The organism is Staphylococcus sp. GDY8P119P (genome assembly GCF_017892075.1).
Lineage (GTDB): Bacteria > Bacillota > Bacilli > Staphylococcales > Staphylococcaceae > Staphylococcus > Staphylococcus ureilyticus.
Map to the genome: position 1 here is coordinate 596,473 of NZ_JAESKJ010000006.1, position 13,387 is coordinate 609,859.

Sequence of the window (13,387 nt, forward strand, 5' to 3'; positions counted from 1 at the left end):
TACATTGCACAGAAACGTGTATAAACCTATGAATCAGGGTAAAAACATAGTATTATTAACTAATATGATATTACATACAATTGACTATTTTAAATATATAGAACTTTATCTTATTAAATATTAATGAAAAGTGAGTCGTGAAAAAGGAGAGGGATACAATGACTGTTTATGAGTTTGCAAAAGGCCTTATTTTAGAAGCGGGCATCAATGTAAAAAAAATCATGAAACAAGGTATAGAAATAGAAACTAAGTCAAATCCCAATGATTTAGTGACGAATGTTGATAAAGCGACTGAAAAGTATATTTTTGACAATATTAAGCAGACTTATCCAGAACATTTAGTAATTGGTGAAGAGGGACATGGACACGACCTTAAAGATGAATCAGGTATTGTATGGGTTGTTGACCCAATCGATGGGACGTTGAATTTTGTACATCAAAAAGAAAACTTTGCAATTTCTATAGGCATATTTAATGACGGCAAACCATATGCAGGATTTGTATACGATGTCATAAATGATAAACTTTACCATGCAAAAGTTGGAGATGGTGCATTTGAAAATGGGAATTCGTTATCTACTATTCAATCGAGTCCTTTAAAAACAAGTATAATTGGTATTAATCCAAATTGGCTTACAAAGCCAAAGTTAGGTGAAGTGTTCAAACCAATTGTGGATGAAGCTAGAAGTGCGAGGGCTTATGGCTCGGCTGCCTTAGAAATTATTCATGTAGCTACGGGTAAATTAGGAGGCTACATTACACCTAGATTACAACCTTGGGATTTTGCTGGTGGTTTAATCATTTTGCAAGAAGTAGGTGGCATAGGCACAGATTTAATGGGAAATGCCTTGTCCATATATGAACCGAGTTCCATAGTAATGGCAAATCCTCAATTACATGCAGAACTATTAGAATTTCATTTTCAAAAAAATAATGAAATGATAGAAGCATTACAAAAACGATTAAAACATTAAGATGATTGTTTTGAATCATATAACTAATCAAATTTTAACTTTTAAAGTAAGTGATGTGATACAGAAAGTCAATGATGGTTTAATTAGTAGCGTGTTAAATACAAACTTTAAAGCATTTTTAAATAAAATTAACATATAAAAAAGGACAGAAAATACATTTTTTAATGATTTTCTGTCCTCATTTATTTTATAATTATAACCAATTATTCTCACGATATTTCTTTTTTAAAGTGAAACCGCACCCAAATGTTGCAATGAATAGTATAAATGTTAAAATCATCATTGGAACATTTGTAGCAGCGATACTAAAGCTAAACAAAAGCAAAAATATAACAGCTATGATAGCGAGTACCCAGAATATTGATTTAGATTTTTTTTGTTGCATCCCAACCACACCTTTATAGTTTTCTTTAACCAATTATATGATATAATAAAAAAGTTGCAAAGAAAAGTGGGAATTTACTCGAGAAAGGAAATTATATAAAATGACTAAAATAAGAGAAGATGTTCGTAATATCGCAATCATCGCTCACGTTGACCATGGTAAAACAACATTAGTAGATGAATTATTAAAACAATCAGGAATTTTCCGTGAAAATGAGCATGTTGATGAGAGAGCAATGGATTCTAACGACATAGAAAGAGAACGAGGCATAACAATTCTTGCTAAAAATACGGCAATTAATTATAAAGATAACAGAATCAACATTTTAGATACACCTGGACACGCCGATTTCGGTGGCGAAGTTGAACGTATTATGAAAATGGTTGATGGTGTAATCTTAGTTGTAGACGCTTATGAAGGTACAATGCCACAAACACGTTTCGTATTAAAAAAAGCACTTGAACAAAATTTAAAACCTGTAGTAGTAGTAAATAAAATTGATAAACCTGAAGCTAGACCTGAAGGTGTAGTAGACGAAGTTTTAGATTTATTTATTGAATTAGAAGCTAATGATGAACAATTGGATTTCCCTGTTGTTTATGCATCAGCTGTTAATGGTACTGCAAGTTTAGATTCTGAAAAACAAGATGAAAACATGCAATCACTTTACGAAACAATTATTGATTATGTGCCAGCGCCAATTGATAATAGAGAAGAACCGTTACAATTCCAAATAGCATTGTTGGATTATAACGATTATGTTGGACGTATTGGTGTAGGACGTGTATTTAGAGGAACGATGCGTGTTGGTGATAGTGTATCTTTATTAAAATTAGATGGCTCTGTAAAGAATTTCAGAGTAACTAAAATTTTCGGTTATTTCGGATTAAAACGTGAAGAAATTGAAGAAGCTTATGCAGGCGATTTAATTGCTGTTTCAGGTATGGAAGACATTAACGTAGGTGAAACTGTAACACCTAATGATCATCAAGAGCCTTTACCGGTTCTTAGAATAGATGAACCTACATTGGAAATGACATTTAGAGTTAATAACTCACCGTTTGCTGGACGTGAAGGTGACTTTGTAACGTCTCGTCAAATTCAAGAGCGTTTAGATGAACAATTAGAAACAGATGTATCATTAAAAGTAACTCAAACAGAATCTCCAGATAAATGGATAGTTGCAGGACGTGGTGAACTACATTTATCTATTTTAATTGAAAATATGAGACGTGAAGGTTATGAATTACAAGTTTCAAAACCACAAGTTATCTTAAGAGAAATTGATGGCGTTAAATGTGAACCATTCGAACGTGTACAATGTGAAGTACCACAAGAATATACTGGTGCTGTCATAGAATCATTAGGTCAACGTAAAGGTGAAATGCTAGATATGGTGACTACTGATAATGGTTTAACTCGTCTGATATTTATGGTTCCAGCACGTGGTTTAATCGGTTATACTACTGAGTTTATGTCACAGACACGTGGCTACGGTATTATTAACCATACTTTTGAAGAATTCAAACCTCGTGTTAAAGGCCGTATAGGCGGTAGAAGAAATGGTGCGCTTGTGTCTATGGACAAAGGTCAAGCAAGTTCATATGCGATTATGGGATTAGAAGATCGTGGTACGAACTTTATGGAACCAGGTACTGAAGTATATGAAGGTATGATTGTCGGTGAACACAATCGTGAAAATGACTTAACAGTAAATATTACGAAAGAAAAACACCAAACTAACGTACGTTCAGCTACAAAAGATCAAACAGTTACAATGAAACGACCAAGAAAATTAACTTTAGAAGAAGCATTACAATTTATCAATGATGATGAATTAGTAGAGGTAACGCCTGAAACGATTCGCATTAGAAAAACAATTTTAGAAAAAGCAGCGCGTGAAAAAGAAGCAAAACGAATCAAACAATTAATGCAAGAAGAAGAGTAATTAGTAAATCATCATAGTATTGGAGCAATAAATACTTTTGATTAACATGGCAATGTCAATTTCTATTGGAATAATATAGAGATTGATGTTGCTTTTTTTATGATATTCACTTGTTAAGTAGTAAAAATGATCTGTATTTGGTAATATAATTAGTTCGATTTTTAATTAATTAGGCGTTTTAGTAAAGCAGAGGTGTTATATTAACTTATAACTTTTATACACATGACATCAAATTAAATCATTTAATTGTATTTATTCATGATAGATAAATATTTTGATTTTGTAGCGAATATATTTGATAAGTAATCGTGAAATCTAGAATAGTAGTTACTGATAAAACTTCAAAGTATATCATGAGTTGCTTGAGTATACAGGATTAGTGTTGTTTCACATCAAGAAAGTTAATTGATAAGCAATGGTGATATAAAACAAACCCTATAAAAGTTTCAAATTGATAGAAACTTTCACAGGGCGTATTTTAAGATTAAGGTTCCAGTTGACTAATAAAATATTAACAGTCGATGACGATGGTCAAAGCTATTAATGATTGCTAATATGATGAAGCTATATTTTGCTTTTTGGTTTAAAAGATGTGTAAGTCTGTACAAATAGATTATCGATGGTCGAAGGTTGTTGCTTGATTACGTTGTTTTGGTGTATCCAGACGACTTTTACATTCGTCGCACATAAAAGTGTGCATTGGATCATTTCTTAATCTTTTAGCTTCTAATGTATTTTGATCAATGAATACTTCGGTATCACAGATAATACATTGCACTTTTATCATTTAAATCACCTCGATGTGAGTAACATACTTGAACTCATATGAATAACCTTGTTCTGGAATATAGACAAAACTATCTACGAAGTTATCCTCATAAAGTCTTTTACCATCACGAGCGAATTGGAAGAAAAGATATGGTAGTAAATCTATTGGCACTTCTATTGAGTCATTATCATTAAATAAACGTATTGCTTTCGCATGATCATAAGGCTCAGCATTTTTGAAAAATGGTGACATATTAATTACAAATGAATTTTCTAAAACTGCTCTTTTTCTATATTTAATTTCTGAATTAAGTGTTGGAGGATTTGTTTGTCCTTCTAAAATTGCACGATTCCATTCCCGATTGTCATCGAAATTGATTGGTTTAGTGCCGTCAAAAACACCACTCTCTAAATCTTCTAATTTAACTTTTCTATCATCAAATATCCAAGTTGTACTATCTAAAGTAATTGGAAATTTAACTTCACCCTTAATTTGAATCATAATCCCACTCCTAATGTATTATAAAAATTTTAAATAAAACGAATCGACAAAAAGTTCAGCCGTTACAATAATTGACATTTTTGTGAATTTAGACGTAATTAAATAGTTTATATCATATGAGATGCTTCATATAAATAAAAATGTCTAATTGCTTGAACGCTCATAGCACAATGATTTGTGTAGTTCGTTTCATTAATTATATATGTAACTAAACTAAATATATCACTATTTCTAATATTATCATAAATAACTAGCCTTAGTATATTACTGAATTCGCTTGCTTTTTCTGTATCAGTAAGATAAACTTTTACATATAAAGTTACAATTGATAGGGGGAGTATGTCATGGTAAAGGGCCAAAAATTAAACAGTGCGGCATATGACCAATTAAATAAAGATGCAGACAGGATTCTTCAATTGATCAAAGTTCAAATGGATAATCTTACATTACCTCAATGCCCATTGTATGAAGAAGTTCTTGATACGCAAATGTTTGGTTTACAAAAAGAAGTTGATTTTGCTGTTGAACTAGGCTTGGTAGACAGAGAAGCGGGCAAAGATTTAATGCTTCGTTTAGAAAAAGAATTGTCCAAATTGCATGAGGCATTTACAAACGTTTAATTGGATTCAGTAATTTTAAAAGTATAAATTTATTTTTACTAAATAAAATGATATAAAGTGAAATTAAGTAGTTAAAAAACTACATAAGATATTTGAAGTGGCTAAGATGTCAATATTATATTGATTGTATCGTAGCCACTTTTTTTGTTTGATAACAAAGGATGTATTAGTATATTAATGATTGAACAACAAATTATATTTGTTCGAAAAATGAATACAATTTTTGATATACTGTTAAAGGTACAATTAATTTAAAAAACAATTTCGGTTTTTAGAATAACGTAACGTTTCTGAAACTTTTATTAAAAATGATTAATATGTAAAGAATATATAAAATAGAATTGGATGATATGTCGAATGAATAACATAAAGAGTTTTTTTCAATATATTAGCAAGAATGCTAAATATATTGATTATCCGTTAGTAATTACATATTTGTTGTTATGTCTCATTGGCTTAGTTATGGTATATAGTGCAAGTATGGTTGCAGCCACTAAAGGTTCTTTAACAGGCGGTGTACCTGTGACAGGAACATATTTTTACACTAGGCAATTAATGTACGTAATTATGAGTATCATTCTTGTTTTTATTATGGCTTTTGTGATGAATGTGAAGTTTTTGGAAACAATTAAGTTTCAAAAATGGATGATGCTTGGGATTATCTTATTATTAATGGCAACACTTTTAGTAGGAAGTAATATTAATGGTTCGAAAAGTTGGATTAATTTAGGCTTTATGAATTTACAAGCTTCAGAACTGTTGAAAATTGCTTTGATATTATATATTCCATATATGATTGAAAAGAAAAGGCCAAAAGTTTTTAAAAATCCTAAATTAATGACTTCACCAATCATTTTATCTGCTATTTGTATTGGCCTTGTGTTTTTACAGCGCGATGTAGGGCAAACATTATTAATTTTAATAATTTTTTTCTCAATCTTATTTTATGCAGGTATTGGCGTTCAAAAATCGTTAAAATATGGTTTAATTGTTCTTACAGGTGTTGTACTTATTGGTGGCTTATTTTTACTCATAGGGCTCGTGCCAGATTATTTAACGGCTAGATTCAGTACCCTTACAGATCCATTTAGTAATGAAGGTGGCACAGGTTACCACATTTCTAATTCATTAATTGCAATTGGTAATGGAGGATTGTTAGGCCGTGGTTTAGGAAATAGTATTATGAAATTAGGTTATTTGCCGGAACCACATACTGACTTTATTTTCTCTATTATTTGTGAGGAACTTGGACTTGTTGGAGGGCTAATTGTCATTTGCCTATTATTCTTTATTGTATATCGTGCATTTGAACTTGCGAGTAAAACAAGCTCATACTTTTATAAATTAGTTTGTGTAGGTGTTGCGAGTTATATAGGTAGTCAAACATTTGTCAATTTAGGTGGTATTTCAGGCACGATACCTTTAACTGGTGTCCCGTTACCATTTATTAGCTTTGGTGGGTCATCAATGATTAGCTTAAGTATTGCAATGGGACTATTGTTAATTACAGCTAAACAAATTAAAGTAGATGAATCGAAAAGAAGACAGCAACGTAAACATACTAAAAATTTTAGCGTGCCAAAAAATAATTAATACGTGCAAAATAAGCAAACGATTCAACATGCAAATGTTGGAAACGTTTGCTTATTTTTTTATCTGTACAAGCTACTTTTGAAAAAGTTAATAAGTGTAACTCTTTTGATAAGTTTAAGTTATTAATAATGATAACTTTATATTATGTTGTTTTTGTGATATAATCTCTCTTAAATACGATAGGTATCCATTTTTTCAGTGTTAATTACAATAAAATAGTTAGTCTTATCTTTAAAATAAAAGTAATGGTTTTATTGTAATTTTAAATAATGTGAAAACTATTTTACTGTATACATAGTTCGTATTTTGCTATAATCAATTTTATATTCAACTTTTTAGAAAATTCAAAATTTAAGGGGGACCATGATTTGAAACAAATTAATAAACTTATGGTAGCCAATCGTGGAGAGATAGCAATAAGAATTTTTAGGGCTGCAACAGAATTGAATATTAAAACAGTTGCGATTTATTCAAACGAAGATAAAGGGTCTTTACATAGATATAAAGCTGATGAGTCATATTTAGTTGGGAAAGATTTAGGACCAGCAGAATCATATTTGGATATAGAGCGCATTTTAGATGTTGCGAAACGTGCAGGAGTGGACGCAATTCATCCTGGTTATGGATTTTTAAGTGAAAATGAAACTTTTGCTAAACGCTGTCAAGAAGAGGGGATAAAGTTTATCGGCCCACGTGTCGAACATCTAGACATGTTTGGGGATAAAGTTAAGGCAAGAACGACAGCTATAAATGCTGATTTAAGAGTTATTCCAGGTACAGATGGACCAATTGATAATCAATCCGATGCAATTGCTTTTGCAAATGAAGCTGGCTACCCATTGATGATTAAAGCTACAAGCGGTGGCGGCGGTAAGGGTATGCGTATTGTGCGTTCAGAAGATGAATTGGAAGAAGCATTTCACAGAGCAAAATCTGAAGCAGAGAAATCTTTTGGTAATAGTGAAGTTTATATTGAAAAATATATAGATAATCCAAAACACATTGAAGTACAAGTCATTGGTGATGAACATGGAAACATCGTTCATTTATATGAACGTGATTGTTCTGTCCAAAGACGACATCAGAAAGTTGTTGAAGTTGCGCCATCTGTTGCACTTACTGATGATTTAAGAGAGCGTATATGTGATGCTGCGATTCAATTAATGGAAAATATTGAATATGTAAATGCTGGTACAGTTGAATTTTTAGTATCTGGAGACGATTTCTATTTCATAGAAGTTAACCCTCGTGTACAAGTTGAGCATACAATTTCTGAGATGGTAACTGGTGTAGATATTGTTAAAACTCAAATTCTTGTAGCAGATGGTGAAAAACTATTTGATGATGAAATAGGCATGCCACAACAAAAAGATATTCAAACATTAGGCTATGCGATTCAATGTCGTATTACAACGGAAGATCCAACAAATGACTTTATGCCAGATACTGGTAGAATTATTGCTTATCGCTCAAGTGGTGGCTTTGGTGTCAGACTTGACGCTGGTGATGGTTTCCAAGGTGCCGAGATTTCACCATATTATGATTCATTACTTGTAAAATTATCTACACATGGTATGACGTTTAAACAAGCAAATGAAAAAATGGACCGTTCATTACAAGAAATGCGCATTCGTGGCGTGAAAACTAATGTGCCATTTTTAATTAATGTAATGAGAAATACTCAATTCAAGACCGGAGATTACACGACTAAGTTTATCGAAAGTACACCTGAGTTATTTGATATTGAACCTACATTAGATAGAGGAACAAAGACATTAGAATATATAGGTAATGTATCTATCAATGGTTTTCCTAACGTAGAAAAAAGGCCGAAACCGATTTATGAAACGTCGCCAATTCCTCAGGTTCCAAAAAAGGTTGTCGAAAAATTTGAAGGTACAAAGCAGTTATTAGATCATAAAGGGCCACAAGCAGTTGCGGAATGGTTAAAACAACAAGAAGATGTATTAATTACAGATACAACGTTCAGAGACGCACATCAGTCATTGTTGGCCACACGCGTACGAACTAAAGATATGATGAATATTGCTTCTAAAACAGCAGAAGTAATGAAAGATAGTTTTTCATTAGAAATGTGGGGCGGCGCAACATTTGATGTTGCTTACAACTTCTTAAAAGAAAATCCGTGGGAAAGACTTGAAAGATTAAGAAAAGCTATTCCAAACGTTTTATTCCAAATGCTTTTACGTGCATCTAACGCTGTTGGCTATAAAAACTATCCAGATAATGTCATTAAAAAATTTGTGAAAGAAAGTGCTGATGCAGGTATAGATGTCTTCCGCATATTTGATTCATTAAATTGGATAGATCAAATGAAAGTGGCAAATGAAGCCGTTCAAGAAGCAGGTAAGATTTCAGAGGGCGCTATTTGCTATACAGGTGATTTCTTAAATAGTAATCGTTCTGATATTTACACATTAGATTACTATATAAATATGGCGAAAACACTTGAATCAGAAGGATTCCACATTTTAGCAATTAAAGATATGGCCGGTTTATTAAAACCAAAAGCTGCGTATGAATTAATCGGTGAATTAAAAGCAGCGGTCAATTTACCAATTCATTTACACACACATGATACAAGCGGAAATGGGCTATTAACTTATAAAGAAGCTATAGATGCAGGTGTAGATGTCATTGACACAGCAGTTGCATCTATGAGTGGTTTAACCAGTCAACCTAGTGGTAATTCGTTGTATTATGCACTGAATGGTTTCGGTAGAAGCATGCGTGCAGATATTGATGGTATGGAAGAATTATCACATTATTGGGGTACTGTACGTCAATACTATAGCGATTTCGAAAGTGATATTAAGTCACCTAACACAGAAATTTATCAACATGAAATGCCAGGTGGACAATATTCGAATTTACGTCAACAAGCGAAAAGTTTAGGCTTAGGCAATAGATTTAATGAAGTGAAAGATATGTATAAACGTGTTAATTTCTTATTCGGTGATATTGTTAAAGTAACACCTTCATCAAAAGTTGTTGGTGATATGGCTTTATACATGGTTCAAAATGATTTAGATGAACAAACGATAATAAAAGATGGATATAAATTAGATTTCCCTGAATCTGTCGTATCATTCTTTAAAGGAGAAATTGGTCAGCCGGTAAATGGATTCAATAAAGACCTTCAAAAAGTGATATTGAAAGGTCAAACACCATTAACTGAACGACCAGGAGAATACTTAGAGCCAGTCGATTTTGAAACAGTGAGACAAGAATTAGAGGAAAAACAACAAAAAGAAGTCACTGAGCAAGATGTAATCAGTTATGTGTTATATCCTAAAGTCTATGAACAATTTATTTCGACACAAGAACAATATGGCAATGTATCACTTCTAGATACGCCAACATTTTTCTTTGGCATGAGAGCAAATGAAACTGTAGAAATTGAGATTGATACAGGTAAACGATTAATTATTACAATTAAAACGATTACAGAACCTGATGAAAAAGGCGTACGTACGATATTTTATGATATGAATGGTCAGGCTAGACGTATCTTTATACAAGATGAAAATGTGAAAGCTAATGCCAGCGTTAAACCCAAAGCGGATAAACTGAATCCAAATCATATTGGTGCACAAATGCCAGGATCAGTTACAGAAGTTAAAATTACAGAAGGTGAATCTGTGACGAGTGGGCAAGCATTATTGATTACTGAAGCTATGAAGATGGAAACAACTATTCAAGCACCATTTGATGGTGTCTTAAGAAAAGTGACAGTACAAAATGGTGATGCGATTGAAACAGGAGATTTATTAATAGAAATTGAAAAAGAGCAAGAAGATTAAACTAAAAAATGCTGGGATACGGTTAACGTATCCCAGCATTTTTGTAAGTTAATTAAAGTAGATTATCCGCCACTTCTTATCGTTCTTAGCATCAATACAATAAAGTAAGCAATTAAACCAAACAATATTGTTATGAATAGTGCGTGCAATAAAGCAATTAATAAATTCACTTCAGTAATAATAGATAAAGCACCTGTAATCACTTGTAAAATTATTAAAATAAATGCAGCGGTATAACCAAAACGAATTGTTCGATTTTCTTTGTAATTATTAATTGCGTGTATAAACGTAATTAAAATCCAAATAAAAGCGATTAAAGCCATACCTCTGTGAGTGAAGTTCACCCAATCTTGTACGTTATGAGGTATTAAATCATTAAATGGAAGCGGCCATTGACCATAAGCTAAACTTGCTTCTTTATGTCTAACTAAAGCTCCAGTATAAATCGTTAAATATACAATGACTGCCATAATCCATGTGTAGATTCTAAGTGGTTTACGAATAAATAATTCATCAGCTTCGTATTTACGGTCTACTTCAAAGATAATTAACGCTAAAACAAATACTGAAGAAAATGAAATTAATGAAATACCAAAATGTAACGCTAAAACATAATCGTTTTGTTGCCACATGACTGCTGCTGCACCAACAAGTGCTTGTAATAATAAGAAACCAATACTAATCATGCATAACGGTTTAACTTCTTTGATATAACCAATATGTTTCCAAGCAACTATCACTAGCCATAAAACAAGAATTAAAGATAGACCAGATACTGCACGATGACTTAATTCAATTATTGTTTGTATAGGCAAATTTTGAGGTAAAAAAGCACCATGACATAACGGCCAGTCAGAGCCACAACCATCAGCTGAACCAGTTTTAGTAACTAGGGCACCTCCTAGCTGTACAAATGCCATTATTATCGCTGCCAATACAGATAACCATTTCAGGTTTTTTTTGTTAAACAAGAATTAACCCCCCACAAATAAATAAAACAGAATATGAGTAATGGTTCAGCTCAAATGATAACAACCATTATACTGTAAACCAAAGACTCTTTACATTTACTTCTTTATTTTTAAATAAAACTTAATTATTATTATAACAAGAAATACACTTCTAATTGTGTCACAAAAATGACTATTTGTGAATGTCGATAAAGTGTCACAAATAACTTTGTATAAATGTAGTCAATGACCTTAAATTGATATATCATTGTATTATATGGAAAATTTAGGAGGGAAATTATGAACAAAGAACAAACTTTGTCGCATAATTCTAGTCGTGTAACGTTTAAAGAGTTACAACAAATTATTAAGATGGGACTAGTACAGGGCAATTTAATTCCAGCGTTTGCCGGTTCATGGCTTGCAATTGTGTTGGCAAATCATTCCTTCCTCTCGTCAATACCACAGATTTTAATGATGTTGGTAGGTTCGACATTAATTATGGGGGGCGCATGCGCTTTAAATAATTACTATGATCAAGATATTGACAGTATCATGCCAAGTAAACAGCAAAGACCTTCAGTTAATGGAAAAATTTCAAATAGAAATTTATTATTACTTAGTTTTGGAATGATGCTCGTAGGGGAAGCATTATTATTTGCTTTAAATATACCATCCGGTGTAATTGGATTGTTAGGTATCGTTGGCTATGTGTCATTTTATTCAATTTGGTCTAAACGTCATACAGTTTGGAATACAGTAATTGGGAGTTTTCCTGGTGCTGTACCACCGTTAATAGGTTGGACAGCTATCGAGAGCAATATTAGTATAATTGCTGTAGCGCTATTCTTAGTAATATTTTGTTGGCAACCAGTACATTTTTATGCATTGGCAATAAAACGTAAAGATGAATATAGCTTGGCAAATATTCCGATGTTACCTTCTGTTAAAGGTTTCAAACGCACGAGAGTGAGTATGTTTATATGGCTAATATTGTTATTACCATTGCCATTATTATTGAGTGATCTTGGTACAACGTTTATAGTATTAGCTACGTTATTAAACTTAGGCTGGTTATATTTAGGTTTAACTAGTTTTAAAAAAGATTCAGATCAAACAAAATGGGCAACAAAAATGTTTGTTTATTCTTTAAACTATTTAGTAGTTTTCTTCGTACTCGTTGTTGTTGTTTCATTAATTAAAATGTTCTAATAAATATTAATAAGGATGGAATTTATGAATTTACCAATCTTACCTACAATTAGCACAACATGTATAGTGATAAGCGCAATCCTTATTGCAATCGGATGGCGTAAAATATGGAAAAGAGAAATCGAAAGTCATAAAAAATTTATGTTACTTGCTGCCGTATTTGCGCTAACATTTTTTATTATTTATGCTTCGAGAACGATATTTATTGGTAATACTGCTTTTGGCGGTCCAGAATCAATTAAGATTTATTATACAATATTCTTAATTTTTCATATCAATTTAGCTACCATTGGTGGGTTATTGGGACTTTTCCAAATTATCACTGCGTTCAAAGACAAGTTTAAACTTCACAGATTTGTAGGACCAATTGCATCAATTGTTTGGTTTTGTACTGCTATCACAGGCGTGATGGTTTATGTACTACTCTATGTATTATATCCAGGCGGAGAAACGACATCATTATTGAAAGCAACTTTCGGTTTTATAAATATACTTAGCTAAGGATGCGAGAGACTAATCTAGCTAAAATATTGATTATATCTAAAAATAACCTGCGACACTTTTGTGTCGCAGGTTATTTTTTATTTAAAGGTTACAGATACATTTGGATT

The 13,387-nt window shown here is 32.1% G+C and carries 11 protein-coding genes; 7 read left to right on the forward strand and 4 right to left on the reverse strand.

The genetic code is table 11. From position 1 onward, the window contains the following. The first annotated feature begins 158 nt into the window (after window positions 1–158). Window positions 159–974, forward strand: coding sequence for an inositol monophosphatase family protein (locus tag KA830_RS07035; RefSeq protein WP_046207861.1), 816 nt, complete (start codon window positions 159–161; stop codon window positions 972–974). Between the two features lie 193 nt (window positions 975–1,167). Here KA830_RS07035 and KA830_RS07040 read toward each other — a convergent pair whose 3' ends face one another. Then, window positions 1,168–1,359 carry a DUF5325 family protein gene (locus KA830_RS07040; RefSeq protein ID WP_046207860.1) on the reverse strand — a complete coding sequence of 64 codons (192 nt, stop codon included), beginning with the start codon at window positions 1,357–1,359 and terminating at the stop codon, window positions 1,168–1,170. Window positions 1,360–1,459: 100 nt separating this feature from the next. Between KA830_RS07040 and typA the strand changes: the two genes are divergently transcribed. Then, window positions 1,460–3,307, forward strand: a complete 1,848-nt coding sequence (typA, locus tag KA830_RS07045; RefSeq protein WP_046207859.1) for a translational GTPase TypA — start codon at window positions 1,460–1,462, stop codon at window positions 3,305–3,307. A gap of 613 nt (window positions 3,308–3,920) precedes the next feature. On the opposite strand, the gene KA830_RS07050 is transcribed toward typA, so the two are convergent. Beyond that, on the reverse strand, window positions 3,921–4,094 hold the full coding sequence (locus KA830_RS07050; protein ID WP_073342466.1) for a DUF2197 domain-containing protein: 174 nt from the start codon (window positions 4,092–4,094) through the stop codon (window positions 3,921–3,923). Continuing rightward, window positions 4,095–4,577 carry a hypothetical protein gene (locus KA830_RS07055; protein WP_046207858.1) on the reverse strand — a complete coding sequence of 161 codons (483 nt, stop codon included), beginning with the start codon at window positions 4,575–4,577 and terminating at the stop codon, window positions 4,095–4,097. 344 nt (window positions 4,578–4,921) lie between these two features. Here KA830_RS07055 and KA830_RS07060 point away from each other — a divergent pair, with 344 nt between their 5' ends. The 3 genes from KA830_RS07060 to KA830_RS07070 all read left to right on the forward strand — a co-directional run bounded on the left by KA830_RS07060 (window position 4,922) and on the right by KA830_RS07070 (window position 10,614). After that, window positions 4,922–5,197: an Fpa/YlaN family protein gene (locus tag KA830_RS07060; RefSeq protein ID WP_019469266.1), complete on the forward strand. Its 276-nt coding sequence runs from the start codon at window positions 4,922–4,924 to the stop codon at window positions 5,195–5,197. Window positions 5,198–5,554: 357 nt separating this feature from the next. Beyond that, entirely contained in the window at window positions 5,555–6,790 is a 1,236-nt protein-coding gene (ftsW, locus tag KA830_RS07065; RefSeq protein ID WP_046207857.1) for a cell division peptidoglycan polymerase FtsW, read from the forward strand. Between the two features lie 368 nt (window positions 6,791–7,158). Next, complete coding sequence (locus KA830_RS07070; protein ID WP_204180096.1) at window positions 7,159–10,614, forward strand: pyruvate carboxylase; 3,456 nt, start codon at window positions 7,159–7,161, stop codon at window positions 10,612–10,614. A gap of 62 nt (window positions 10,615–10,676) precedes the next feature. On the opposite strand, the gene KA830_RS07075 is transcribed toward KA830_RS07070, so the two are convergent. Then, on the reverse strand, window positions 10,677–11,585 hold the full coding sequence (locus KA830_RS07075) for a COX15/CtaA family protein (protein WP_046207855.1): 909 nt from the start codon (window positions 11,583–11,585) through the stop codon (window positions 10,677–10,679). 279 nt (window positions 11,586–11,864) lie between these two features. Here KA830_RS07075 and cyoE point away from each other — a divergent pair, with 279 nt between their 5' ends. Next, window positions 11,865–12,776, forward strand: a complete 912-nt coding sequence (cyoE, locus tag KA830_RS07080; RefSeq protein ID WP_064209094.1) for a heme o synthase — start codon at window positions 11,865–11,867, stop codon at window positions 12,774–12,776. Window positions 12,777–12,800: 24 nt separating this feature from the next. Continuing rightward, window positions 12,801–13,277, forward strand: a complete 477-nt coding sequence (locus KA830_RS07085; protein WP_046207853.1) for a DUF420 domain-containing protein — start codon at window positions 12,801–12,803, stop codon at window positions 13,275–13,277. Window positions 13,278–13,387 lie beyond the last annotated feature (110 nt).